Annotated in this window: 25 protein-coding genes and 1 pseudogene; 10 read left to right on the forward strand and 16 right to left on the reverse strand. The window is 74.8% G+C overall.

Features of this window, described 5'->3' with window-relative positions; translation table 11 throughout:
• Positions 1-42 precede the first annotated feature (42 nt).
• The 9 genes and pseudogenes from IFT72_RS13390 to IFT72_RS13425 form a co-directional block, all read right to left on the reverse strand.
• Positions 43-729 (reverse strand): FliH/SctL family protein, encoded by a 687-nt coding sequence (locus IFT72_RS13390; protein WP_156370131.1) that lies wholly within the window; start codon positions 727-729, stop codon positions 43-45.
• A 342-nt stretch (positions 730-1,071) separates the two neighbouring features.
• The gene (fliG, locus tag IFT72_RS13395) at positions 1,072-2,130 is read right to left on the reverse strand and encodes a flagellar motor switch protein FliG (RefSeq protein WP_341777342.1); all 1,059 of its coding nucleotides are present in this window, start codon (positions 2,128-2,130) and stop codon (positions 1,072-1,074) included.
• A partial coding sequence (locus IFT72_RS16180; protein ID WP_305798366.1) for a flagellar M-ring protein FliF C-terminal domain-containing protein occupies positions 2,127-2,811 on the reverse strand: 685 nt, incomplete at its 5' end. The genes IFT72_RS16180 and fliG, both read right to left, overlap by 4 nt.
• Before the next feature lies 1 nt (position 2,812).
• A pseudogene (gene fliF / locus IFT72_RS16185) lies at positions 2,813-3,758 on the reverse strand (flagellar basal-body MS-ring/collar protein FliF); the annotation flags it as partial.
• On the reverse strand, positions 3,758-4,123 hold the full coding sequence (fliE, locus tag IFT72_RS13405) for a flagellar hook-basal body complex protein FliE (RefSeq protein WP_056057513.1): 366 nt from the start codon (positions 4,121-4,123) through the stop codon (positions 3,758-3,760). The gene fliE and the pseudogene fliF, both read right to left, overlap by 1 nt.
• On the reverse strand, positions 4,123-4,518 hold the full coding sequence (locus IFT72_RS13410; RefSeq protein ID WP_056057516.1) for a flagellar basal body rod protein FlgC: 396 nt from the start codon (positions 4,516-4,518) through the stop codon (positions 4,123-4,125). The genes fliE and IFT72_RS13410 overlap by 1 nt, the downstream gene beginning before the upstream one ends.
• Positions 4,518-4,862, reverse strand: a complete 345-nt coding sequence (gene flgB / locus IFT72_RS13415) for a flagellar basal body rod protein FlgB (protein ID WP_056057519.1) — start codon at positions 4,860-4,862, stop codon at positions 4,518-4,520. Before flgB ends, IFT72_RS13410 begins: the two co-directional genes overlap by 1 nt.
• Before the next feature lie 255 nt (positions 4,863-5,117).
• Positions 5,118-5,837: a response regulator gene (locus IFT72_RS13420; RefSeq protein WP_371741300.1), complete on the reverse strand. Its 720-nt coding sequence runs from the start codon at positions 5,835-5,837 to the stop codon at positions 5,118-5,120.
• Positions 5,834-7,672 (reverse strand): ATP-binding protein, encoded by a 1,839-nt coding sequence (locus tag IFT72_RS13425; RefSeq protein ID WP_192046728.1) that lies wholly within the window; start codon positions 7,670-7,672, stop codon positions 5,834-5,836. Before IFT72_RS13425 ends, IFT72_RS13420 begins: the two co-directional genes overlap by 4 nt.
• 212 nt (positions 7,673-7,884) lie before the next feature.
• Here IFT72_RS13425 and IFT72_RS13430 point away from each other — a divergent pair, with 212 nt between their 5' ends.
• Positions 7,885-9,387, forward strand: coding sequence for a CitMHS family transporter (locus tag IFT72_RS13430; RefSeq protein ID WP_192046729.1), 1,503 nt, complete (start codon positions 7,885-7,887; stop codon positions 9,385-9,387).
• Positions 9,388-9,492: 105 nt separating this feature from the next.
• On the opposite strand, the gene IFT72_RS13435 is transcribed toward IFT72_RS13430, so the two are convergent.
• The 5 genes from IFT72_RS13435 to IFT72_RS13455 all read right to left on the reverse strand — a co-directional run bounded on the left by IFT72_RS13435 (position 9,493) and on the right by IFT72_RS13455 (position 14,189).
• Positions 9,493-9,864 (reverse strand): hypothetical protein, encoded by a 372-nt coding sequence (locus tag IFT72_RS13435; RefSeq protein ID WP_192046730.1) that lies wholly within the window; start codon positions 9,862-9,864, stop codon positions 9,493-9,495.
• The gene (fliS, locus tag IFT72_RS13440) at positions 9,854-10,447 is read right to left on the reverse strand and encodes a flagellar export chaperone FliS (protein ID WP_082514615.1); all 594 of its coding nucleotides are present in this window, start codon (positions 10,445-10,447) and stop codon (positions 9,854-9,856) included. The genes IFT72_RS13435 and fliS overlap by 11 nt, the downstream gene beginning before the upstream one ends.
• 2 nt (positions 10,448-10,449) lie before the next feature.
• Positions 10,450-11,844 carry a flagellar filament capping protein FliD gene (gene fliD, locus IFT72_RS13445; protein ID WP_192046731.1) on the reverse strand — a complete coding sequence of 465 codons (1,395 nt, stop codon included), beginning with the start codon at positions 11,842-11,844 and terminating at the stop codon, positions 10,450-10,452.
• Positions 11,845-12,046: 202 nt separating this feature from the next.
• Positions 12,047-13,240 carry a flagellin gene (locus IFT72_RS13450; RefSeq protein ID WP_192046732.1) on the reverse strand — a complete coding sequence of 398 codons (1,194 nt, stop codon included), beginning with the start codon at positions 13,238-13,240 and terminating at the stop codon, positions 12,047-12,049.
• A 118-nt stretch (positions 13,241-13,358) separates the two neighbouring features.
• Complete coding sequence (locus IFT72_RS13455; protein ID WP_056057539.1) at positions 13,359-14,189, reverse strand: sigma-70 family RNA polymerase sigma factor; 831 nt, start codon at positions 14,187-14,189, stop codon at positions 13,359-13,361.
• A 480-nt stretch (positions 14,190-14,669) separates the two neighbouring features.
• On the opposite strand from IFT72_RS13455, the gene IFT72_RS13460 reads away from it, so the two are divergent.
• From IFT72_RS13460 to IFT72_RS13495, 8 genes are all read left to right on the forward strand, one after another.
• Complete coding sequence (locus tag IFT72_RS13460) at positions 14,670-15,200, forward strand: flagellar protein FlgN (RefSeq protein WP_056057542.1); 531 nt, start codon at positions 14,670-14,672, stop codon at positions 15,198-15,200.
• A 2-nt stretch (positions 15,201-15,202) separates the two neighbouring features.
• Positions 15,203-16,633 carry a flagellar hook-associated protein FlgK gene (flgK, locus tag IFT72_RS13465; protein WP_192046733.1) on the forward strand — a complete coding sequence of 477 codons (1,431 nt, stop codon included), beginning with the start codon at positions 15,203-15,205 and terminating at the stop codon, positions 16,631-16,633.
• Between the two features lie 5 nt (positions 16,634-16,638).
• Positions 16,639-17,526 (forward strand): flagellin, encoded by an 888-nt coding sequence (locus IFT72_RS13470; protein WP_056057544.1) that lies wholly within the window; start codon positions 16,639-16,641, stop codon positions 17,524-17,526.
• Entirely contained in the window at positions 17,523-17,927 is a 405-nt protein-coding gene (locus IFT72_RS13475) for a flagellar assembly protein FliW (protein ID WP_197981519.1), read from the forward strand. Before IFT72_RS13470 ends, IFT72_RS13475 begins: the two co-directional genes overlap by 4 nt.
• A 130-nt stretch (positions 17,928-18,057) precedes the next feature.
• Entirely contained in the window at positions 18,058-19,296 is a 1,239-nt protein-coding gene (locus IFT72_RS13480; protein WP_235491282.1) for a sorbosone dehydrogenase family protein, read from the forward strand.
• An 86-nt stretch (positions 19,297-19,382) separates the two neighbouring features.
• The gene (locus IFT72_RS13485) at positions 19,383-20,486 is read left to right on the forward strand and encodes a hypothetical protein (RefSeq protein WP_192046734.1); all 1,104 of its coding nucleotides are present in this window, start codon (positions 19,383-19,385) and stop codon (positions 20,484-20,486) included.
• 21 nt (positions 20,487-20,507) lie between these two features.
• A complete protein-coding gene (locus tag IFT72_RS13490) occupies positions 20,508-20,963 on the forward strand; it encodes a SprT-like domain-containing protein (protein ID WP_056057556.1) in 456 nt (151 codons plus the stop codon).
• Between the two features lie 32 nt (positions 20,964-20,995).
• On the forward strand, positions 20,996-21,637 hold the full coding sequence (locus tag IFT72_RS13495; RefSeq protein WP_235491283.1) for a CGNR zinc finger domain-containing protein: 642 nt from the start codon (positions 20,996-20,998) through the stop codon (positions 21,635-21,637).
• Positions 21,638-21,734: 97 nt separating this feature from the next.
• Here IFT72_RS13495 and IFT72_RS13500 read toward each other — a convergent pair whose 3' ends face one another.
• Positions 21,735-22,040 carry a DUF427 domain-containing protein gene (locus IFT72_RS13500; RefSeq protein ID WP_056057558.1) on the reverse strand — a complete coding sequence of 102 codons (306 nt, stop codon included), beginning with the start codon at positions 22,038-22,040 and terminating at the stop codon, positions 21,735-21,737.
• 61 nt (positions 22,041-22,101) lie between these two features.
• Positions 22,102-22,668, reverse strand: coding sequence for a hypothetical protein (locus tag IFT72_RS13505; RefSeq protein WP_192046735.1), 567 nt, complete (start codon positions 22,666-22,668; stop codon positions 22,102-22,104).
• A 186-nt stretch (positions 22,669-22,854) separates the two neighbouring features.
• Between IFT72_RS13505 and IFT72_RS13510 the strand changes: the two genes are divergently transcribed.
• Positions 22,855-23,346 (forward strand): hypothetical protein, encoded by a 492-nt coding sequence (locus IFT72_RS13510; RefSeq protein ID WP_056057566.1) that lies wholly within the window; start codon positions 22,855-22,857, stop codon positions 23,344-23,346.
• The last annotated feature ends 10 nt before the right edge of the window (positions 23,347-23,356 follow it).

Genomic DNA, 23,356 nt, shown 5'->3' on the forward strand with positions numbered 1-23,356 from the left:
CGGTGCGCTCGGCGGAGAGGTCGAGGGGAGTCGCGGTGAGGGTCACGAGGCCACCTCGTCGCCGTCGCCGAGCAGCGCCGTGCGTGCCCGGCCGAGCGCCGTCGACAGCCGGGCGTCGACCAGGCCGGTGGGCAGGTCGGCCTCGGCGTCGCCGGGGCGGAGCGACGGGTCGGCGACGACCTCGACGCCGGCCGAGCGGGCGGCGTCGGCGACGAGGGAGGCGTCTGCCGGGTGCAGGCGCACCCGCACGACGACGGAGGGGTCGAGGCCGTCGAGGGCCCGGGCGAGGGCGGCGCGGGCCGTGCGGCCCCCGCGCGGGTCGCCGTCGCGCGAGCGCTCGGAGGCGGCGACCTCGTAGCCGACCACCGCGGAGGCGAGGTCCAGCGCGGTCGCGACCAGCGCCTCCTCGGCCTCGTGCAGCACGGGCACGACGCGCTCCTCGAGGGCGCGGCCGGCGGCCGCCAGGGCCGTGAGGGAGGCGGCGGTCGCCTCCTGCAGGCGCGCCAGGGCGTCCGCGTGCTCGGCCTCGAGCACGGCTCGACGGGCCGTCAGCTCGCGGTCGGCGGCCCGGAGCCCGGCGGCGTAGCCCGCGGCGTGGCCCGAGGCCTCGGCACGCGTGCGGCGCTCGACGTCGGGGTCGGCCTGGTCGGTCGCACGGGCACCGGTGAGCGACGGGTACACGAGGCGCGAGAAGGCGTCCTGGGCGGACGGGGCGTCCGGTCGGGACATCACGGGATCGAGCACAGAGCAGCCGTTCGACGGTGGGGAGTGCGGCCGATCCGTGGCCAGGGAGGTGAGCGATCCGTGCTCAGCTGCGACTCTCGGCGGTCGCGCGGGGGGCGTTAGCGCTCGCCCCGAAGGGGGGCCGGGCCGCCGGCCGCCGGCGGAGAACGAGAGGGATCCGGCGCGGAGCACCGGGGACGCCGCGATCCTCGGGCCGACGCCGGCCGATCACTCTCAAATTTGAGAGAGAGGGCTGCCGAGGGCGGGCGGGCGCCGCCGCGGGGGGGGGGCGGCCGGGCTACGCGCCACTCTCAAATGTGAGAGTGATCCGCCGCGGCGGGGGCGGGGCTAGTCGACGAGGGCGTCCTCGTCGGCGCGGTGCACCGTGATGGCGCCCTGGGCCTCGAGCTCGCGGATGGCGCGCACGACCTCGGCCCGCGCCTCCTCGACCTGCGACTTGCGCACCGGGCCCATCGACTGCAGCTCGTCGTCGAGCAGCTCGCGGTTGCGCTCGGAGACGTTGCCCCGGATGACCTCGGTGACGGCGGCGAGCGCGCCCTTCATGGCGGTCGCCAGCACGGCGGCGTCGATGCCGCGGAGCACCTGCTGGATGTCGCGCGACTCGAGCTTGACGATGTCCTCGAACGTGAGCATGCGCGAGCGGACCTCCTCGGCGAGCGCCGGGTCGCGCTCGTCGAGGCCGTCGAGCAGGGCGCGCTCGGTGGCGCTGTCGCTGCGGTTGATGATCTCGACCAGGGGCTGGATGCCGCCGACGACCTCGACCTGCTCGCGCGGCGCGACGACGGCGCCGGCCCGCACCTTGAGGGTGGTCGCGACGATGCCGACGGCCTCCGGGGTCGCGGTGCCCATCGTGGCGATGGCCTGGGCGACGTCGGCGCGCACCTCGACGTCGAGCCCGGCCAGCACGGCGGAGGCCTGCTGCGGCCGGAGGTGCGCGAGCACGAGGGCGATGGTCTGCGGCAGCTCGCCGTCGAGCAGGGTGATGACCTGGCCCGGGTCGGCCTCGTCGAGGAACTCGAAGCTCTTGCCCATCGCGTTCGAGGCCAGGCGCTCCATCACGCCGGCGGCGCGCTCGGAGCCGAACGAGGCCTCGAGCAGGCCGACGGCGACGTCGTGGCCGCCGCGGCGCTGGTAGCGGCCGCTGACGCTGAGGTCGTGGAACTCCGCGACGGCCGACTCTGCCACCGCGGGGTCGACGCGGCGCAGCCGGACGATCTCGGCGGTGATCTCCTCCGCCTCCTCCTCGCTGAACTGCTTCATCACGGTGGCGGCGCGGGTCTGCTCCATCTGCATGAGGATCACCGCGACCTTCTGCGCACCGGTCAGGGGGGCGCCGCCCGCACCGGGGGCGGCGGTGCCGAGCCCGGCCAGGGGCACCAGGCTCACGAGCCGACCCGCTGGTCCATCAGGCCGCGCAGCAGCTCGGCGGTCTTCTCCGGGTCGCGCTCGGCGAGGGCGTCGATCTCGGCGCGCTTGCGCTCGGCCGACACGTGCTCGGGCGAGGGCTCGGGGGCGTCGACGCTGAGCAGCTGGGTGGGCGCGTCGTCGCCGAGCATGCGGCGGCCGGAGGCGCCGGCGTCGCCGAGGTCGAGCGGCACCGTGGCGTCCCAGGTCTGGGCGGGGGCGCCGGCGCTCAGCTCGCCGAGGTCGATCTCCTCCCGGGCCTGGCGGCGGCTGCGCTTCGCGAAGACGATCATCGCGACGATGATCGCCAGGGCGATCGCGCTGACGATGCCGACGGTGCGGACGGTGCTCCACATGGCGGCGTCCGCGGCGGCGGCGTCGGCGGCGGCCAGCGCCTCCTTCGCGGCGTCGGCGCCCGAGGTGTCGAAGTCGACCAGCGCGACCTTCACGTCGTCGCCGCGGGCCGCGTCGATGCCGGCCGCGGCCGTGACGAGGTCGTTGATGCTCTGCAGGTTGACGTTCTTCGCCGCGTTCGCGTCGAGGGCGACCGACACGGTCTGCCGGCTGACGCCTCCCGAGGGCACGCTCATCGTCTCGGTGGTCTTGTCGACCGCGTTGTTCTTCGTGGCCGACTCGTTGACGTAGCCGTCGTCGCCGGCGGCGNGGCCGAGCACGCCCGTCGCGCCGGTGCCGCCGGCCCCGGCGGCTCCCGCTCCGTACTGCTCCGTGGTGCTCGACTCGCTGAGCGCGATCGGGCCCGTGGTGGGCTGCGAGAACGACTCGGTGACGCGGGTGCCGGCGTCCTGGTCGAGGTCGGCGGCGACCACGACCGACGAGTTGCCGACGCCCACCACCTTGTCGAGCATCGCCTGCACCGACGACTGGACCTTGGTCTCGTAGTCGCCCGCCTGGTCGCCCGCGCCTCCCACGGCCCCGGTGCCGATCTGAGACAGCACGGCCCCGGAGGCGTCGGTGACGGCGACGTCGGTGGTCTTCATGCCCTCGACGGAGGCGCTGGTCAGGTTCACGATCGCCTGCACCTGCTGGTCGGTGAGCGTCGCGCCGCCCTGCGTCTCGACGAAGACGGAGGCCGTCGGGTCCTTCTGCTCGGAGACGAAGACGCTCTCCTCCGGCACGGCGAGCTGCACGCTCGCGGTCTTCACGCCCTTCATCGCCATGATCGTCTTGGCGAGCTCGCCCTCGATGGCGCGCTTGTAGGTGACGTCCTGCTGGAACTCCGACGAGGTGACGCCCATGGTGTCGAGCAGCGAGTAGCCGCCCTCGCCGTTCGTCGACGGCAGCCCCGCCGCGGCCGCGGTGAGGCGCTCCTGGTAGACGCTCTCCTCGGGCACGAGGATCGTCTGGCCGCCGGCCGTCAGCTGGTACGGCACGCCGTCGGCCTTGAGCTGCTCGACGATGGCGCTCGCGTCGACGGGGTCGATGCCGCTGAACAGCGGGGTGTAGGTCGGCTTCGTCAGCCAGCTCGTCAGCGCGAACGCGCCGAGCGCGAGGGCCGCGACGAGGATGACGACGATGGTCTTCTGGGCGACCGAGAAGCCGGCCAGGGTGGCGCGCAGCTTGTCGAGCGTGCCCTTCAGTGCGGTGGGCATCAGGCCTGCATCCTCATGATCTCGGTGAAGGCGTCGACGGCCTTGTTGCGGACGGCGCTGACCAGCTCGAGGGTGACCTGGGCGCGCGTGGCGGCGATGGTGGCGTCGTGGATGTCGGTGAGGTCGCCCGTGACGGCCTTCACGGCGAGGGTCTTGGCCTCGCCCTGCAGCTGCTGGAGGCCCTCGACGGCGCCGACCATGCTCGCGCCGAAGGTCGCGCCGGAGGCGGTGGGCGCCCCGGCCACGCCGGTCACGTCGGCGACGCCGCCGGCCCCGCCCGCGCCTCCCGCCTGCATCAGCGACGACACGTCGGCGTAGCCGGTCGGCTGAACGGCTCCGAGAGCCGGGATCCCTGCGACAGGCATCAGCCACGTCCGATCTGTAGTGCGGCCTCGTAGGCCGTCTTGGCACGGTCGACGACAGCGGCGTTGGCCTGGTAGCCGCGCTGCGCCATGATCAGGTCGCCCATCTGGGCGCCGAGGTCGATGTCGGGCATCCGGACGTAGCCCTCGGCGTCGGCCAGGGGGTGGTCGGGGAGGTACGTGACGCGGCCGGCCTCGCTGCCGTAGCGGTCGGCACGGACGAAGACGCCGGAGGTGCCGGCGCCCTCCTGCACCTCGACGTAGCGGGCCTGGAAGGCGGTGTCGTCCATCGACTTGACGGTGTTGACGTTGGCGATGTTGTCGGAGACGGCGTCGAGCCACTTGCGGTGGACGGTGAGGCCGGTGCTCGCGATGCCGATCGCGTCGAAGGCGGGCATCAGTTGGTCCGGAACGCGGCGCGGACGGCCGTCAGCTCGGAGTTCATCGCCTGCGTGGCGAACTGGTACCGGAGCACCGTGTCGACGTTCGAGAGCGTCTCGGTGTCGAGGTTGACGTTGTTGCCGTCGAGCCGCGTCGGCTCGAGCGACCGGCTCGTGGTCGCGCCGACGGCGCCGCTGCCCTGCGAGACGGAGCGGCCGAGGGCCTCCTCGAACGCCACCCGCTTGGCCTGGTAGCCGGGGGTGTTCACGTTCGCGATGTTGGCCGCGATGGTCTTCTGGCGCAGCGAGAGGCCGTCGAGGGCGCTCTGCAGGGCGGCCTGGGTCACGGATTCGAGGGGCATGCACGTTCCAGGGGTCTCGTGTCTCCGTGTGGGGGAGACGAGGGGCCGATCCGTGGCCGGGGTGTCGAGCGATCCGTGCTCAGGGCGCTCTATCGGCGGTGCACGGGGGTGCGTAAGCTCACGCCCCCGGAGTGGGGGCTCCGCGTCGACACACCACGTCCTCGCACGCGAACCACGCCGCGGCGTGGTTCGTCTGCGAGGACGTGGTTCTCCTCGACGGTCGGGAGGCGAGGAGCGCGGGAGGCGCGGGCCGGGTCAGGCGCGGAGGTAGCGGTGCTCGGGCCGGCCGGCCGACCCGTAGCGGAGCTGCATGGCGAGGTGGCCGTCGGCGGCGAGGGAGGCCAGGTACCGCTGGGCGGTCGCCCGGCTGACCCCGACCTGGTCGGCGACCTCGGCGGCGCTGAGCTCGGCGGCGGACGCGACCACCGCCTCCAGCACGGCCTGCTCCGTCGCCGAGCGCGACCGCGACGACGCCCGCGCGTCGCCGGAGTGCAGGATGCGCTGTGCGCGCTCGACCGCCTCCTGGTCGACGCCGCCGCGCTCGCCGGCGCCCCGCCCGGCTGCGCCGCCGCCCTGCTCGGGCCCGTGGTCGTCGAGCACGTGCTCGAAGCGCCGGTAGGCCCGCAGCCGTTGGTCGAGCAGCTCGGCCGCGAAGGGCTTGATCAGGTAGGCGAGCGCCCCGCGGCGGAGGGCGGTGCGCACCGTCGACGGGTCGGAGGCGGCGCTGAGCACGAAGGCGTCGACGTCGAGCTCGCGCAGCAGGTCGAGGCCGCTGCCGTCGGGCAGGTAGAGGTCGAGCAGCACGAGGTCGACCGGCTGCTCGGCCAGCGCCCGACGGGCGGCCGCGACCGTGCCGACCGGGGGCAGGGCCCGGAAGCCGTCCTGCGCGTCGACCCGCGCGCGGTGCACGTCGGCGACCCAGAAGTCGTCGTCGACGACGAGCACGGTCAGCGGGGAGGCGGGCGTGGCGGTCACGAGGTGCTCCTGGAGGGGTCGGGCCGGCCGGGGAGGCCGGGGCCGGGGGCGGGCGGCACCGCGCCGGCGGGCTGCACCGCGCCGACGAGCCGGGCGCAGAACACGGCGCCGTGGCCGTCGCCGCCGGGCGAGCCGAGCCACACGTCGCCGCCGCGGCGACGGGCGGTGTCGCGCGACAGGGGCAGCCCGAAGCCGAGGCCGTGCACGGGGTCGTGCCCCGCGCCTCCCTCGGGTCCACCGTCGTCGGCCTCAGAGCGGCCGGGCACCTCGCGGCGGCGCTCGAAGAGCCGCTCGGGCCGAGCGACCCCGTCGCCCGAGTCCATCACCGAGAGGTGAAGGTCGGGGCCGTCGTCGAGCAGCTCGACCTCCACCCAGGCCGGCGTCGTGCGGCCCGCGACGGCGGCGCGCACCGCGTTGTCGATCAGGTTGCCGAGCACCGTCGTCACGTCTCCCGCCTCGACCACCTGCCCCGCGACGAGCGTCTCGGGGCCGAGCTGCAGCAGCACGCCCCGCTCCGCCGCCTCGACGCCCTTGGCGCCGACGAACGCCTGGAGGTACGGCTCGGCGAGCCGGTCGGCGTGCTTCACCGGGTAGCGCAGCGGCCCGTGCTCGAGCACGTCGGCGAGGTAGCCCTTCGCCTGCTCCACCCGCCCGATCTCGAGCAGGCCGGCGACGGCGTGCAGCCGGTTCGCGAACTCGTGGCGCTGCGCGCGCAGCGCCGTCGTCATCGCGCCCACCGCGTCGAGCCGCCGGGTCAGCGCCTCGACGGCCGTGCGGTCGCGCAGCACGGCGACGCGGCCCAGGTCGACGCCCTCGCGGGCCACCGGACGCACGTCGACGATGAGCACCCGAGGGCCGACGACCAGCGTCGTGCCCGCGGGCCCGGCCGGCCCCGCCGAGGGCGACCCCGAGGAGGCGCGGGCCGGGTCGAGCAGGTCAGCCAGCTCGCCCGGCAGCTCCAGCTCCGCGAGCGCGCGCCCCACGACGTCGTCGCCCGCCGCGCCGAGCGCCAGCAGCTGCGCCGCCTGCTCGTTGCAGACGCTGACGCGGCCCTCCCGGTCGACGGCGAGCACCCCCTCCCCCACGCCGCCGAGCACGGCCTGCTGGTTCTGCACCAGGGTCGCGAGGTCGTCGGGCTGGAGGCCCAGCGTGAGGCGGTCGAGGCGGCGGCGGATGAGCACCGACGCGACCACGCCGAGCAGGAGCGCGAGGGCCGCGACGCCGACCACCGGCAGGGAGTCGCGCGCGACGGTGTCGTAGACGCGGGCGGGCGCGTAGCCGACGCTGACCTCGCCGACGACGACGGGGCGCTCGCCGGAGGCCGCGTCGGGGGCGAAGACCGGCACCTTCGCGCGGGCGGAGTCGCCGAGCGTGCCGCGCTCCCACGACACCGTCTCCTCGCCGCGGAGCGCCGCGTCGGGGCTCGTGCTGACGCGCTCGCCGATGCGGCCGGGCTCGGGGTGGGCGAGGCGGACGCCGCGGTCGTCGGTGACGACGACGAAGAGCGCGCCGGTGCGCTGCTGCACCGACGAGGCCGTGAGCTGCAGCGGGCCCTCGGCGAGCGCCTCCTCGTCCAGGGCGGTGCCGTCCACGCTGAGGGCGGCGACCTCGCGGCGCACGTCGCCGTCGGCCGCGACGCTCTGCGCGACGGCGAGGGCGGTCGACTCGGCCTCGTGGGCCAGGCGCTGCACGGCGACGCCGACGAAGACGGCCGTCGTGAGCAGCACGACGGCGGTGACGACGGCCAGCTGCAGCAGCAGCACCTCGGTCGCGAACCGGCGCCGCGGCCGCGGCGGTCGGGCGCGGGCGCTCCGGGGTGAGCTGTCGTCGGTCACGAGCGTCAGCGTAACCGGGGCCGGGGAGGCGCGTGAGCAGAACGAGCAGAACGCCGACAACGTGCGGAACGGCTCCAACGCGCAGAAGCGCGACGCGCCTCTGACCTGGCCGCTAGCGTGCCCGGACGCGCCGCGCACCCGACCGGCCTGCCCCCTCGGGGGCGGTGACGTCGGGCCGGCCCACCGACACGCTCACGGACGAAGGAGTCCCGATGCTCGTACTGCTCGGCTATCTGATGATCCTCACCTTCATGGTGCTGATCATGACGAAGCGGCTCTCGCCGATGCTGGCGCTGATCATGGTCCCGACGATCTTCGGCCTCTTCGCCGGCGCGGGGCTCGGCATCGGCGACATGGTGATCGAGGCGGTCGGCGACCTCGCCCCGACAGCGGCCCTGCTGATGTTCGCGATCATGTACTTCGGGCTGATGATCGACGTCGGCCTGTTCGACCCGCTGGTGCGGCTCATCCTCCGCGCGACCGGCAACGACCCCGCGAAGGTCGTGCTCGGCACCGCCCTGCTGGCGGGCGCCGTCTCGCTCGACGGCGACGGCTCGACCACCTTCATCGTGACGACGGCGGCCATGCTGCCGATCTACCTGCGGCTCGGCATGAGCCCGGTGGTGCTGACCTGCGTCGCCGGCCTGATCAACGGCACGCTGAACATCGTGCCCTGGGGCGGGCCGACCGTCCGCGCCGCGGCGGCGCTCAACGTCTCGCCGTCGGAGATCTTCGTGCCCCTCGTGCCGTCGCTCGTCGCCGGCCTGGTCATCGCGTTCGCCTTCGCCTGGCTGCTCGGGCTGCGTGAGCGCAAGCGCCTCGGCGGCAGCGTCTCGCTCGACACCGCGGCCGTCGCCGTGCCCCTCTCGAAGGCGATGGCGAACGCCGGGGCCGGCGTCGCCGAGGGCCGCGGCGTGTCGATGTTCACCAGCCCGACCGTGGCCCTCGGGCTGCGCGGCGGCCGCGCCGACGGGTCACGGGCCGACGCCCCCGGCGAGCGCGCCGTCGACAACCCCGGCACGGGTCTGTCGGAGAACGGCACCCCCGGCGTCGGCACGATGGCCGACACCATGCTCGACCCGACCCGCGAGACGCTGCGCCCGGGGCTGATCTGGTTCAACCTCGTGCTGACCGTCGCCGTGATGGTGCTGCTCGTGCTCGACCTCTTCCCGCTCGCCTACGTCTTCATGGTCGGCTCGGCGATCGCGCTGCTCGTCAACTTCCCGAAGGTGAAGCAGCAGACGGCCGAGATCGTCGCCCACGCACCGAGCATCGTCGGCGTCGTCTCGATGGTCTTCGCCGCGGCCGTGCTGATCGGCGTGCTGAACGGCACCGGCATGGTCAGCGCCATGGCCGACTGGCTCGTCGACGTCATCCCCGACGCGATGGGGCCGTACCTCGCCGTCATCACGGGACTGCTGAGCCTGCCGCTCACCTTCTTCATGAGCAACGACGCCTTCTACTTCGGCATCCTCCCCGTGCTCGCCGAGAGCGCCTCCGCGTTCGGCATCGAGCCCGTCGAGATGGCCCGCGCGTCGGTGATCGGCCAGCCGGTGCACCTGCAGAGCCCGCTCGTGCCGGCCATCCTGCTGCTCGTCAGCCTCGCGAACGTCAACCTCGGAGACCACCACAAGAAGGTGCTCTGGCGGGCGGCCGTGGTGTCGGTCGTGATGCTCGTCGTCGCGGTCGTCGTCGGCGTCATCCCCTGGGGCTGACGCGCCGGCACCCGACACGAGTGGTCACGGACTGCTGCTCCCGGCGACGGGAGGGGCAGTTCGTGACCACTCGGCCGTGGGGGCGGGGGTGGCAGCGAGGGCGCGTCAGCCCGTCGCGTCGAGGTAGACCGGGCGCTCGGGCTGGTGCGAGGCCTCGACGGTGCGCACGACGTCGAGGTGCCGCAGCACGACGAGGCGCGCGTCGTCGACCTGGGCCAGGGCGTCGCGCTGGGCTGCGGCGACGGCGGCCGCGCGGTCGGCGAGCTCCGCCGGCAGCGGCCCGAGGCCCGTCGGCGGCGTCCACGAGAGGAGGCGCGGGGCCGAGTCGTCGAGGCCCGCCCCGCCGGTCGCGTCGACGGTCAGCGCGAGGGCCTCGAGCTCGTCGAGGACGGCGGCCCACCCGGCGTACGCGAGCACGTCGGTGTCGGCGACGGCTGCCGGCGCCTCAGCGGGGAGAGCGGTGGCGTCAGGCGACACCGAGCGCTCCGCCGAGCGACGACGAGGAGGCGATGGTGGCGCCGTAGCCGGAGGTGGCGCTGCCGAACGCGGCGACCCCCGCCGGCTGCGGCAGGCCGGCCCCGGGCACCGCGGCGCCCGGCGAGGCGGGAGCCGGCAGCGGGACGCCCGCCGCGCCTCCGGCCTGCAGCGACGCCGCGGCGTCGTGCCAGGCCTGGCGGAGCGGGTCGAGCAGGCCGACGACCTCGCGGGTCAGCTCGACGTCGTGGTGCACGTTCGCGTTGACGAGCGCGGTCGAGGTGTAGCCGTAGAGCGCGAGCAGCCCCTCGCCGCCGTCCCAGACGTCGACCTTGAGCGACGACGACAGCTCGGCGACGATCGCCTGCGCGTGCAGCAGCTGCTCGGCGGCGGTGCCCCAGTCGGCGACGAGCTGCGCCGCCTCGGCGCGGCCGAGGTCGAGCATGAGGCGGTCGTAGAGCATCGTGACGAGCTGCACGGGCGTCGCCGAGAGCACCGCCTCGGCGTTGTACTGGGCACGCTGGCGCTGCGCGACGGCGGTGGGCCGGGGGGCGGCGGCGAAGGCCGCGAAGGAGGAGGCGTCCATGGTCACTTCGTCTGGGCGGTGAGGGAGGCGACCTGGCTGCTGAGCCAGGTCGACTGCGAGTTGAGGTTGCTGAGCGTGACCTCGAGGTTCGAGTACACCGTCTGCAGGGTCGCGCGGCGGGTGGCGAGCCGGAGGTCCCAGTCGGCGATGCGGCCGCCGAGGTCCTTGACGACCGACTGCTGGCCGGTGATCACGGTCGTGAGCGTGCCCGAGGCCTTGTCGGAGGCGCTGCTCGCGGCCTTCGCGATGCGGTCGGCCAGCGCGCTCAGCATCGACTGGGTGCCGACGGGGTCGGCGGCGAGCGCCGCGGAGAACTTGTCGGCGTCGTACGAGAACGAACCGTCCTTCTGGATCACGACGCCGATCGTCGAGGGCGACTTGCCGCCGATCGGCTGCGAGGCCGCCGACTGGAGCGCCTGCTGCACGGCCCGGACCGACGACTCGCCGGTGTAGGCCCCGCCCTTGACGGTGGTGTTGCCGGTCGCGCCCGTCGTCGACGTGGTGGCCTGGCCGGCGGTGATCGCGCCGAGCACGGCCGTGAGGCTCGAGACGAGCCCCGAGGCGACCTTGCCGGCGGCGGTCGCGTCGCGTCCGATCGTGATCGTGACCGGGGCGGTGGCCCCGACGGCGGCGGCGGTCACGTCGACGGAGACGCCGGGCAGCAGGTCGCTGAACGTGTTGGAGGCGCTGGTCACCACCTGCTCGGCGGCGGTGCCCGCGTAGAGGGTCAGCGAGGCGTCGCGCGCCGTCTTGACGACGGCGGCGCCGGGCTCGGCGAGGAGGTCGGGGGCGGTGCCGGCCGTCGTCTCGGCCGCGGTGCCGCGGTGCACGGCGAAGTCGCCGGTCGCGCCCGAGGTGGCCGAGGTGAGCTGCAGCCGGTAGACGGCGGCGCCGGACGCGTCCTTGCCGACGGGCACCTTCACGGCCTTGACGCCGGCGGCGGAGTCGTTGACGGCCTTCACGACGTCGTCGAGGGACGAGGAGGCGGCGGTCACCTCGGTCTGCGTCCCGGCGCTCGAGGTGAAGGTCAGGGTCGCCGGGCTCGTGGGCCAGGCGGTCATCGCGGCCGTGACCGCGGTCTTCGCCTGCGCCGTGGCGCCGACGGTGAACTCGATGCTGCCCGAGGCGGCGCCGGCCGCGGCCTTCGCGGTGACGGCGGTCGAGCTGCTCGTGGCGGTGAAGAGGTCGATCGAGCCGGGCTTCGCGGCGGTCGTGGCCGTGGTCGCGAGGGCGGCGACCTGGGCGTTCAGCGTCTGCATCGACGTGACGAACGAGTTGGCCGCGGTGACCTTGTTCTTCAGGAGCGTCTGGGGCGTCGCCTCGATCGACATCAGCGAGTTGATCAGCGACGTGGTGTCGAGGCCGCTCGCGAGGCCGTCGATGCCGAGGTTCGCCATGGTGGTGCCTCTCGCGGTGGGGATCGGGCGGGTGGGGCGGGGTGGAGAGCGTCGGGTGCGTGATCGGCGCGCTCGGGGGGAGAGGATCAGCTGCTCCCCCGTCGCGCACCGGTCACGCACCCGACCAGGGTGGTGCTCGGCGCCCGCTGGGATCAGGCGTCGGGCCGGTCGCCGACGAGTCGGCGACCGTGTCGCCCGCCGACTAGCGGAGGAGCGACAGGACGCCCTGGGTGCTCTGGTTCGCCTGCGCGAGCATCGCGGTGCCGGCCTGGCTCAGGATGTTCGAGCGGGTGTACTTGACCATCTCCTGCGCCATGTCGGTGTCGCGGATGCGCGACTCGGCCGCGGTCAGGTTCTCCTTCGCCACGTTCGTCACGTTGATGGCGTGCTCGAAGCGGTTCTGCACGGCACCGAGCTCCGAACGGGCCGTGGAGACCGTCTGGATCTGGGCGTCGATCAGCTTGATGGAGGCCTGGGCGTTGTCGGCCGTGTCGAACTGGACCCCACCGGAGACGGCGGTACCGGCAGCGCCGGCACCGAGGCCCGCACCCGCGGTCGCGTTGGCGGCCGTGGTGAGGGTTCCGCCGTCGATCGCCGACACCGTGATGCCGACGCCGGCGCCGTTGGCGTCCTTGTTGACCGACACGGTGAAGTTGGCGCTGAAGGCAGCGTCCGAACGCAGTGCCGTCGCGTACTCGTCGACGCTCTGGAACTTGGCCGCCGAGCCGTCAGCCGTGTCCTTGAGGACACCGGTGGCGACGGTGGTGCTGACGCCGCCCTTGGTCGACGTGAACGAGGCCGAGGCGGTCGTCAGGTCGGCGACGTCGGCGATGGCGAACTTCGTGCCCGTCGTGGTCAGGTTGCCGCCCGCGATGTTGTTGGCGATCGCCGAGACGTTCGCCTTCGACAGGTCGACCGTGATCTGGCTGTCCGCACCGCTGTTGGCGCCGACCTGGAACTTGAGGGCGGTGTTGCTGCCGTCGAGCAGGTTGGTGCCGTTGAAGTTCGTCGACGCCGAGATGCGCGTCAGCTCCTTCTGGAGGGCCCCGACCTCGGTCGTGATCGCCTTGCGCGAGTCGGCGTTGTTCGAGTCGTTGCCGGCCTGGACGGCGAGGTCGCGCATGCGCTGCAGGATCGAGTGGGTCTCGGTGAGGCCACCCTCAGCGGTCTGGACGACGGAGATGCCGTCCTGGGCGTTGCGCGCGGCCACCGTCAGTCCGCCGACCTGCGAGCGCAGGCCCTCGGAGATCGAGAGGCCGGCCGCGTCGTCAGCGGCACGGTTGATGCGGAGGCCCGACGAGAGCTTCTCGAGGCTCTTCGACAGGTCGTTCTGCGTGGCGTTCAGGTTGCGGTACGTGTTGTTCGCAGCGAGGTTGGTGTTGATCTGCATGCCCATGGTGTTTCCTCTTCCGTGACTGGGTGGTGTTCGTCAGCCCGTCCGTGGGCTGACACCGGCTACTGTCGGCCGGCTGCCGGTGGTCGTTAGCGACCTCCGGAAGTTTTCTGGGGCCCGCCTAGACGGCGGCGCTGAAGCCGTCCGCGGCGGGCTCGCGCATGGCGCGGGCGATGCCGACGGCGGCGTTGGTGGCGACGCGCGACAGGTAGGCGCTGCGGCGCGCCGGCGCGGTCTTCGAGACCGGCACGAACTCGGCCGCCTCGTCGTCGGCGTAGTGCGCCGCCAGGGCGTCGCGCAGCAGGCGGACGGCCTCGGTGCGCTGCTGCGAGACGGCGCTGTGGGTGATGCCGAGCTCGTCGGCGATCTCGGTGACCGTGCGGTCGCCGAAGTAGACGCCCTCGACGATGAGTCGCATGCGCTCGGGCAGCGCCTCGACGGCGGCGCGCACGTACCGGCTGCGCTCGGCGGCGAGCAGCTGCTCGCCGGGCAGGGGCACATCGGCGGCGAGGTGGTCGGCGACGGTGTCGTCGAGGCTCGAGACGGTCCGCGCCGCGTCGGTGAGGGCCGCGGTCGCGGTCTGGCGGTCGACCCCGAGGGCACCGGCGATCTCGTCGACCGAGGGGGCGCGCCCCAGCGACGCGCTCAGCGCCTCCTGCACGGCCAGGGTCTCCTTGATGCGCTTGCGGGTGCCCCGGCTCGCCCAGTCGCCCGAGCGCATGTCGTCGGCGAACGCGCCGACGACGCGGGTGCGGGCGTAGGCGCCGAACGGGATGCCGAGCGTGGGGTCGAAGGCCTCGGCGGCCTGGACCAGGGCGACGGCGCCGACGCTGGCGAGGTCGTCGCGCGAGAGGTGCGTGGCCCGTGAGCAGACCTCGGAGACGAGGTAGCCGACGAGGGGCAGGTTCTCGACGACGAGGGCGTCGCGGGTGGCGCGGTCGGTGCGGTTCATTCACTTGCTCCCAGCAAGAGGGGCCTGCGGGGGCAGGCACGTCCGAGGTGTTCCAGGGCGCGACGAACAGCCCTCTGATCAGGGCTGTCTCGATCCGTCACGCTGCCTGCCCCGTGAGGGGCGCGGCGGTGGTGGTACGAGGTGGGGCGGGCGGTGCTGCAGGCCCCGGATCGAGTCCGTGGCCCGGCGTGTCGATGTGGCCCGCCGTGCACCAGCAACGCTATCGACGCGCGGGGGGCGGGTGGGGGCCGCGCTGTCCCCAGAGCGGGGGCGCGCCTGTCACGTCTCCGGGGGGGCCTCGCCGGAGGTGCCCCCCGGGCTGGGGTGGAACGCCCCTTCCGCCGACCCCCGCCGACCCTGTAGGGCCGACCGCACGACATCGTCCGGCCGGGCGCCTAACGCCCCGCCGGGGTGCGCCGATAGTCCCCGCTGAAGAGGACGTCACCGCTCCTCGACCACACCCGACCACAGGAGACCGACATGGGAGCGAACGAGCTGTCCGCTCTGCTCTGGCGAGAGCGCGAGCTCCTCGAGCTGCTCACCTTCAAGCTCGAGGAGGAGCAGCTGCTGCTCACCGCGGGCCGCACCCGCTGGGTCGACCACGCCACGCGCGAGGTCGAGCAGGTGCTCGACCGGCTCCGCGAGGCGGGGCTCGCCCGCAGCGTCGAGGTCTCGAGCGTCGCCCAGGAGTGGGGCACCGACGAGGAGGCGCCCCTGCGCGACATCATCGCCGCGGCTCCCGCAGGCCCCTGGGGCGAGATCTTCACGGCCCACCTCCGCTCCATGACCGACCTCACCGCGCGCATCGCGCAGCTGCGGGACGAGAACGAGCGCTTCCTCCGCGCCGCCGCCCGGGCCACGCAGGAGACCCTCGCCACGGCGGCCGACGCCGCCGCCGGCAGCATCTACGACGCGAGCGGCTCCGTCGGGGCCGGCGCCCCCGGTCGCCGCGGCGGTCCGGCCAGCGCGACCACCGCCTCCGGCGGGCACCTCTTCGACGGGAGGCTGTGACCGTGGCCAGCACCTTCGGCGGGCTCAGCGCCGCCTACACCGGCCTCGTCGCCGCCCGCACCGGGCTCGACGTCACCGGCCAGAACATCGCCAACGTCAACACCGAGGGCTACACGCGCCAGCGCGTGGGGCAGTCGTCGGTGGAGGCGCCGGCCCGCGTCGGGCTCTACAGCTCGGGCGTCGTCGCCGGCCAGGGCGTCTCGGTCGACGCGATCGCCCGCCTCGGCGACCAGGTGGTCGACGGCCAGGTGCGCGGCACCGCCGCCGCCGCCGGCTACCAGTCGGTGCGCGCCTCCGCCCTGTCGACCCTCGAGGAGTCGCTCGGGGAGCCCAGCAAGACGGGCATCGCCGCTCAGCTCGGCCAGTTCTGGAACGCCTGGAGCGACCTCGGCAACCACCCCGGCGAGACCGGCCCCGCGGCCGTGCTGCTCGGGCAGGCGACCACCCTGGCCGGCAGCATCGCCAGCGCCTGGAAGGCCGTCGACGACCAGTGGACCGCTGTGCGCGGCCAGGCCGACTCGCTCGCCGGGCAGATCAACGGCGCCGCGACCCAGGTCGCCGACCTCAACGACCGGATCCGTACCGCGACCCAGCAGGGCGTCAGCGCGAACGAGATGATCGACGCCCGCTCGCGCCTCACCGAGAAGATCGCGTCGCTCGCCGGCGGCACCGTCCGCGACGCGGGCGACGGCACGGTCGACGTGCTCCTCGGCGGCAACGCGCTCGTCAGCGGCACGACCGCCCGCAGCATCGTCGTCACCGGGGAGCACTCGATGACGACGGCCGTGGGCGGCGCAGCCGTGGGCCTCGCCTGGAGCCACCGCCCCGACGACGCGATCGCCCTCGACGGCGGCAGCCTCGCCGGCGCCGTCTCGCTCCTCGCCCCGGCCACCGGCGACGGCCGCGGCGGGGCGATCGCCCAGGCCGCGGCGTCGTACGACGCCCTCGCCAGCCAGCTCGCGACCCAGGTCAACGCCGTGCACGCCACGGGCGTCACGGCCGACGGCTCGCCCGGCGGCGCCTTCTTCGGCCAGACCGCGGGCGTCTCCGCGGCGCGCGGCCTCACCGTGCTGCCGACCAGCGCCGCGACCATCGCCTCGCGCTCGGCCACCGGCGGCGCGCTCGACGGCTCGATCGCCCAGGCGGTCTCGCAGGTCGGCGTGGGCACCGGCTCGCCCGACCGCACCTGGTCGACGATCGTCGCCGGCGTCGGCGCCGCGTCGCAGACCGAGTCGGCACAGTCCACGCTGACCGACCTCGCCGCGACGTCGGCGAAGTCGCGCCAGCTCAGCGGCGCCGGCGTCAGCCTCGACGAGGAGAACGTGAACCTGCTCAGCTACCAGCACGCCTACCAGGGAGCCGCCCGAGTGATGACCGCCATCGACGAGATGCTCGACACGCTGATCAACGGCATGGGCCGGGTCGGGAGGTAGGGGCGATGCTGACCCGTGTGACGAACCAGATGACCGCGCTGCGGTCGCAGGAGCACCTGCAGGCCGGGGCCACCCGCCTCGCCCAGATGCAGGACAGGGCGTCGAGCCTCAAGGCGATCTCCGTGCCCTCCGACGACCCCACCGGCACCGCCGAGGCCCTGCGCGTCAAGGCCCTCCAGTCGGCCGCCGCCCAGCACAGCCGCAACGTCGACGACGGCTCCGGCTGGCTGAACACCGCCGACAGCGCCCTCACCGCCGCCGACTCCGTGCTCGCCAAGGTGCGGCAGCTGACCGTGCAGGGCGCCAACGAGGGGGCGCTCTCCCAGGACGCCCGGAACGCCATCGCGACCGAGATCAGCGGCCTCCGTGCCGACCTGCTCGCCGACGCCAACGCCAGCTACGCCGGCCGCAGCGTCTTCGCCGGCACCTCCGACGCGGGGGTCGCGTTCCGGCCCGACGCCACCTTCACCGGCGTCGCGGGCGCCGCGGTCACCCGCCGCGTCGGCCCCGAGACCACCGTCCGGGTCGACGCCGACGGCGCCGCCGCGTTCGGCTCCGGCGACGACTCGGTCTTCGCCCTCCTCGACCGCATCGCCACCGACCTCCGGGCCGGCACCACCGGCATCGCCGGCCACCTCACCGCCATCGACACCCGCGTCAGCGCGCTGCGCGGCGTCCAGTCGGACATCGGCGCCCGCCATTCCCAGCTGCTGAGAGCGCAGGACACACTCATGGACACCTCCGTCACGCTGGAGGCCCAGCGCTCCGGCCTCGAGGACCTCGACCTGGGGCGGGCCGTGCTCGACCTCAAGCTCCAGGACAACTCGTACCAGGCGGCCCTCGCGGTCACGGCCAAGGTGCTGCAGACGTCGCTGATGGACTTCCTCCGATGAGCGCCGTGACGACGACGGTGACCTTCACCGCGCCTCCCTTCGGGCTCGAGCCGGCCGTCGACTTCGTGCTCGACGAGATCGACGGGGCCGTCGGGCTCTACGCCCTCCGCGCCGTCGACCCCGCGACGAGCGAGGTCGACGCCTCCGTGCGCCTGTTCGTGCTCGACGCGGCCGTGCACCTGCCCGACTACTCGCCGGTGCTGACCGACGAGCAGACGACCGCCCTCGACCTCCGCTCGGCCGACGAGGCCCTGCTGCTCGTCGTCGCGACTCCGGCCGAGACGGGCATGACCGTCAACCTGCTCGCCCCGGTCGTCGTCAACGGCCGCACGGGATCGGGCGCCCAGCTCATCCTCGAGGGCCAGGACTGGCCGCTGCGCGCGGAGCTCGCCGCGCGCTGACGACGCCGCAACCCGTGGGCGGGCCGTCGGCGGATGTCCGCGGGCTGTCCGCCGGCTGTCCGCGGGCGGAGGCGACGATCCCTCGCTCGTCACGGTCGTGCAACGATGCGCCCCACGTGTCGTCTCCGTCGTGTCTGATGGAGCGATGGAGGCGCGGAGCACGACGACGAGGCGCCCCCGGCCCCGACGCCTCGCGCTCGGCGCCGCGGGGCTGGCGATCGTCGTCGCCGCGGGCCTGGCCGCCTGCACGGGCGGCGACTCCGGGCCGGGCTCGGCCGACGCCTCCCGCTCGGCCTCCGGCATCGCCTCGGCCCCCGTCACGACCGACCGCGGGCCCGCACCGGCCGCGCGTGCCACGACCACCGGCGCGGTGCGCGTCGCGCCGGGCGCCGAGCCCACCGACGTCGTCACGGGCCTCGACTCCCCCTGGTCGGTCGTCCGGCTCGACAGCGGCTCGTCGTTCGTCAGCCTGCGCGACACCGGCCGCGTGGTCGAGCTGACCGCCGACGGCGACGTGCGCGACGTCGCCGAGATCGACGGGGTCGTGCACCAGGGCGAGGGCGGCCTGCTCGGCCTCGCGGTGCTCGCGGGCTCGCCGTCGTACCTCTACGCCTACGCGACCACCGACTCCGACAACCGCGTGCTGCGGGCCCCGATCACCGGCACGGCGGGCTCCTACGGGCTCGGCCCGGTCGAGGAGGTGCTCACGGGCGTGCCGAAGGCGTCGAACCACGACGGCGGCCGCCTGGCCTTCGGGCCCGACGGCATGCTGTACGTCACGACCGGCGACGCGAACCGCGGCGACGAGGCCCGCGACCCCGACTCGCTCGCGGGCAAGATCCTTCGCCTGTCGCCCACGGGCGACGTGCCCACCGACAACCCGATGCCCGGGTCGCCCGTCTACACGCTCGGCCACCGCAACCCGCAGGGCATCGCCTGGGACGGCTGGGGCTCGATGTGGGCCGCCGAGTTCGGGCAGGACCGCTGGGACGAGCTCAACGCCGTCAGCCCGGGCGGCGACTACGGCTGGCCCGACGTCGAGGGCACGTCGCCGTCGTCCGACACGCTCGCGCCCGTGCTGCAGTGGGGCACCGACGACGCGAGCCCGAGCGGCCTGACCGCCGTCGGCTCGACCCTCTTCCTCGCCGGGCTCGGCGGCGAGCGCCTGTTCGAGATCCAGGTGCCCGAGGCGGGCGTGGCCACCGCGACCGAGCGGTTCGCCGGCGACGACTCGCTCGGGCGCGTGCGCGACGTGCTGCCGGGGCCCGACGGCACGCTCTGGCTGGTCACGAACAACACCGACGGCCGCGGCGACCCGCGCGGCGGCGACGACCGGATCGTCAGCGTGCCGCTCTCCGCGCTCGACTGAGCCGGGCGGGCGGTCTCGGACGGAGTCGCGTGTCGCGTGCGCGGCGGACGGCCAGTTCCGCGCACCGGCGGTTACCCTCGTACTCGATGAGCCAGCACGACCCCTCCCTCGGATCAGCCTCCGGCAGCGCCCGCCCCGGCAGCGCCTCGGAGGGCCGCGCGCGCCCGAGCAGCTCCGCCGCCGGATTCGACCCGGTCAGCCTGCGCACGGCCGTCGACGTCGGCGCCGCCGAGGCCCGGCTCGCCGCCCTCGGGCAGAGCCGCAGCACCTCCGCCCTCGGCGAGCGGGCCGACCTGCTGCGCACGCTGGGCCGCCTCGACGAGGCCCTCGCGATCGCGGAGGAGGCCTTCCGCCTCGCCCACTTCACCGGCGACCGTGCCGACTCGACCGCGGCGCGCATCCGCCGCGCCCACATCTTCCGCGAGCAGGGCAAGCTCGAGCGGGCCCTGAACGACCTGCACACCAGCCGCATCACCGCCTCGACGGAGGAGTGGCGCGACCTCGAGACCGCCGCCGCCGAGCTCGAGGGCTACACGCTGTTCGACCTGGGCCGTCACGACGAGGCGCAGGAGGCCCTGCAGCAGGCCGTCGTCGCCTTCGAGGCCACCGGCGCCCCGCGTGACCGCGTCGAGGCCCTCCGCCGCGCGATCGAGGGCGTCCTCCGGGCGTACCTGTCGGGCACGGGGCCGATCGAGCCGGCCAGCGCCCCCGCCGACGCCCCGACCACGAGCGCGCCCGCCGCGGCGGCTCCCGTCGCCGCTCCCGCGCCGGCCCCCGCGCACGCGGAGGCCCGCCCCGGCGACACGAACCCCGTCGACCTCTCCCGCCCCTCCGACGCCCTGGTGCCGACCACGGCGCCCGCCGACGACGAGCGCCCCGCCGCCGTGGCCCCGGGCTCGGCCCCGGCCGGCTCCTGGCGCCCCAGCCAGCCGGCCCCGGCGGGCGACCCGCAGCCGGAGCTGCCGCCGCGCGCCGACGCCGGCCTGTGGAGCAAGATCTCCGGCCTCGCCGCGAACGCCTCGGCGCACCGCGAGCGCACGGAGCGGGCCGAGCGCGCCGCCCGCGGCGACGGGCGGGCCGACGGCCCGCACGACGACGAGCCGCGTCGCGGAACCACCGGCGTGACCGGCGTGGTCGACGGGCTGCCCCGTGACGACCAGCCGACGACGTGGCCCTTCCCTCGCCGCTGACCCGCGCCTCCTGACCCTCCCGTGGCCGACCTCGACCGGGTGCGGCGCTGGGCCGACGCGCTCATCGCCCTGCACCTCGACCCCGCCGTGTGGAGCTTCGCCTTCGACGCGGCCAAGACGCGGGCCGGGCTCTGCAACTACACGGCGAAGCGCATCTCGGTCTCGCGGCACCTCGCCGGCCGGTACGAGGACGACGAGATCCACCAGGTGCTGCTGCACGAGGTCGCGCACGCGATCGCCGGGGCGCGGGCGGGCCACGGGCCCCGCTGGCGGGCCACCGCCGCCGAGCTCGGCTACGTCGGCGGGCGGCTGCACGACGGCGCCGTCGCCACCGAGCTGGCACCCTGGGTGGGGGTCTGCCCCGCGGGCCACGAGCACCACCGCTACCGCCGGCCGACGAAGGTGCTGACCTGTGGCCGGTGCGCCCGGAGCTACGACCCCGCCCACGTGATCACCTGGACGAAGCGCGAGGTCTGATCCGCGGCGGCGACACCGCCTAGGGTGGTCAGGTGACTGGTCAGTGGCTGCGTTCCGACACGGGCACCCCGTGGTTCTTCGACTCGGGGGCGCTCAGCCTCGACTTCGCGTACCTCGGCGGGTTCCGGGCCGGCTCGCGGCTGGGCCCCGAGTCGGGGTTCGCGCTGCCGGCCGACGGGTCGGTGCCGTGGGACGGCCTGCTGCTGCCCGCCGACCTCGACGACTGGGTCGCCGAGCGCTGGCCCGGCGTGGGGGCCGCCGCCTCCGACCGTGAGCTCGCCGACGCGCGCGCCCTGCGCGACGCCGTCGCCCGCCTGGCCGTCGCCGCCACCGACGCGACGTCGCCCGACCCCGACGACGTCGACACGCTCAACCTCTTCGCGGCCACCCCCGACGTGCCGCCGACCCTCGCGGGCGGCCGGCGCCAGGCGGGGGCGGGGCGGCTGCGGCTGGGTCAGGCCCTGGCCTCCGTCGCGCGCGACGCCGTCCGCCTCCTCGACGAGGTGGGGTTCGGCGGCGGTGACGACTCGCGCCTCCGGCGCTGCTCGAACCCCGAGTGCGGCCTCGTCTACCGCGACGAGTCGCGGGGGCGCAGCCGGCGGTGGTGCTCGATGCAGCGCTGCGGCAACCGCGCCAAGGTCCGGGCGCACCGGGCCCGCCTCGCCGCGGGCTGACGCCGCCGGGAGACAGCAGTGCGGCGGGTCACCGTCCTCCCGGGCGGGCCGTCGTCGACGCCGAGGAGGGCGGCGACCCGCCGCACCGTCAGACCGTCTACTCGACGACCTGCACGTCCTTCCAGAACGCGACGTAGCCCGAGTAGTCCTGTCCCACGCGCTCGAACGACGTGGGGATCGGGGTCGGGTAGCTCCACGCGCGGTCCTGCAGCAGGGTGTCGCCCGACTTCACGCTGAAGTACTGGGTGTCGCCCTTCCACGGGCAGTGGTACTGCGTCGGGCTCTCGGTGAGCAGCTCGGCGTCCACGCTCGCGGGCGGGAAGTACCAGTTGCCCTCGATCGAGATCAGGTCGTCCTTCGGGGCCTCGGCCACCACGGTGCCGTCGCTCAGCACTGCCTTCATCGTTCCTCCTCTGGGGTCCGTCCGGGCCCGGCCGGCTCGGCCCGGCCCGTCGAGGTGAACGCTACGCCCGCGCGCGCTCTTCCCCGACGACGCGCAGCGGCTGCTCAGGGGCCCGGGCGGCCGCGACGGCGTCGGCCCGGCCGGCGCCGGCCAGCTCGGCCGCGGAGACGGAGGCGCTGAGCAGGTGGGCGGACGCGCGCCGCAGCGAGACCGCCGCGGCGCAGACGAGCGCGGCCTCGGGCGACGAGAAGTCGACCCCGGCCGCGGCGAGCGCGTCGACGACGGCCCCGGCGGCCAGCTGGTCCTCCCCGGCGGGGCGGAACCCGTCGTCGTCGACCGACCCAGTTGCCACCACGGCCACGACCGCGCGGTCGCCCCGGCGGGACTGCCGGTCGAGCACGTGCCGGGCGACGTCGTCGGCGGCGGAGGCGGCGGTCACCGACAGCAGGTCGGCCCCGTCGTCGACGAGCTCCGCCACGCGGTCGAGCACCTCAGCCCGCGCGAGGAGGCCGTGCCCGTCGAGCACGTCGACGACGACCACGACGTGGGCGCCCGCCACGACGCGGGCCGCGCCCGGGACGCCGTGGTCGAACCGGACCTGGTACTTCTGCTGCTGGGGCTCGCTCACCCGTCGAGGCTACGTCGGGGGCGCGCACGGGTCGCGGGTGTTGCGGCGCGTTACGCGAGCGGCGGCGGGGCGGCGGGGGTGGAGCGGCTGCGGTCGCGGGGGTGGAGCGGCTGCGGGGCGGCGGGGGTGGAGCGGCTGCGGTCGCGGGGCGGGCCTCGCCCAGCACCGGGGGTGCACACTCGACCCATGCACGTGCAGCTCAAGATCCGCCTCGCCTGCCCCGTCGACGCCGCCGCCGACGCGCTGCGCGACCCCGCCGTCATGGTCGCGGTGACGAAGCCCCTCGTCGTCTACCGCTCGGAGGAGCCGGGCGGGTTCCCGCACCGCTGGGACGAGGAGGCGCACCCGGTCTCCGCGCGCATCCTCGGCCTGGCCTCGCTGGGGCACACGCACGTCGACCTCGACTGGCACGAGCGCGACGGGGCCTGGATCCAGCGCGACACCGGGCGCGGCACCTCGGGCCAGTTCGCCTCGATGCGCATCGACCACCGCATGGCGGTCTCCCCGCTCGGCGACGGCGAGACGCTGCTGCGCGACCGCCTCGTCTTCCACGCCGGGCCGGTCGGCGTGCTGCTCTGGCCCGGGCTGTGGGCCGTGTGGCAATGGCGGGCGCTGCGCATGAAGCAGCTGGCGCCGACCTGGCGCACGCCGAGCGCGCACCCGCGCCACGCGGGCTGAGCGCCGGGCG

Origin of the sequence: Frigoribacterium sp. CFBP 8754, assembly GCF_014841815.1 — a bacterium.
GTDB lineage: Bacteria > Actinomycetota > Actinomycetes > Actinomycetales > Microbacteriaceae > Frigoribacterium > Frigoribacterium endophyticum.

What these genes read in the sequence shown, in the direction of transcription:
- IFT72_RS13390 (WP_156370131.1), bottom strand. Translation starts at nt 729, where the DNA reads ATGTCCCGACCGGACGCCCCGTCCGCCCAGGACGCCTTCTCGCGCCTC.
- fliE (WP_056057513.1), bottom strand. Translation starts at nt 4,123, where the DNA reads ATGCCTGTCGCAGGGATCCCGGCTCTCGGAGCCGTTCAGCCGACCGGC.
- IFT72_RS13410 (WP_056057516.1), bottom strand. Translation starts at nt 4,518, where the DNA reads ATGCCCGCCTTCGACGCGATCGGCATCGCGAGCACCGGCCTCACCGTC.
- flgB (WP_056057519.1), bottom strand. Translation starts at nt 4,862, where the DNA reads ATGCCCCTCGAATCCGTGACCCAGGCCGCCCTGCAGAGCGCCCTCGAC.
- IFT72_RS13430 (WP_192046729.1), top strand. Translation starts at nt 7,885, where the DNA reads ATGCTCGTACTGCTCGGCTATCTGATGATCCTCACCTTCATGGTGCTG.
- fliS (WP_082514615.1), bottom strand. Translation starts at nt 10,447, where the DNA reads ATGGACGCCTCCTCCTTCGCGGCCTTCGCCGCCGCCCCCCGGCCCACC.
- fliD (WP_192046731.1), bottom strand. Translation starts at nt 11,844, where the DNA reads ATGGCGAACCTCGGCATCGACGGCCTCGCGAGCGGCCTCGACACCACG.
- IFT72_RS13450 (WP_192046732.1), bottom strand. Translation starts at nt 13,240, where the DNA reads ATGGGCATGCAGATCAACACCAACCTCGCTGCGAACAACACGTACCGC.
- IFT72_RS13455 (WP_056057539.1), bottom strand. Translation starts at nt 14,189, where the DNA reads ATGAACCGCACCGACCGCGCCACCCGCGACGCCCTCGTCGTCGAGAAC.
- IFT72_RS13460 (WP_056057542.1), top strand. Translation starts at nt 14,670, where the DNA reads ATGGGAGCGAACGAGCTGTCCGCTCTGCTCTGGCGAGAGCGCGAGCTC.
- IFT72_RS13470 (WP_056057544.1), top strand. Translation starts at nt 16,639, where the DNA reads ATGCTGACCCGTGTGACGAACCAGATGACCGCGCTGCGGTCGCAGGAG.
- IFT72_RS13475 (WP_197981519.1), top strand. Translation starts at nt 17,523, where the DNA reads ATGAGCGCCGTGACGACGACGGTGACCTTCACCGCGCCTCCCTTCGGG.
- IFT72_RS13485 (WP_192046734.1), top strand. Translation starts at nt 19,383, where the DNA reads ATGAGCCAGCACGACCCCTCCCTCGGATCAGCCTCCGGCAGCGCCCGC.
- IFT72_RS13500 (WP_056057558.1), bottom strand. Translation starts at nt 22,040, where the DNA reads ATGAAGGCAGTGCTGAGCGACGGCACCGTGGTGGCCGAGGCCCCGAAG.
- IFT72_RS13510 (WP_056057566.1), top strand. Translation starts at nt 22,855, where the DNA reads ATGCACGTGCAGCTCAAGATCCGCCTCGCCTGCCCCGTCGACGCCGCC.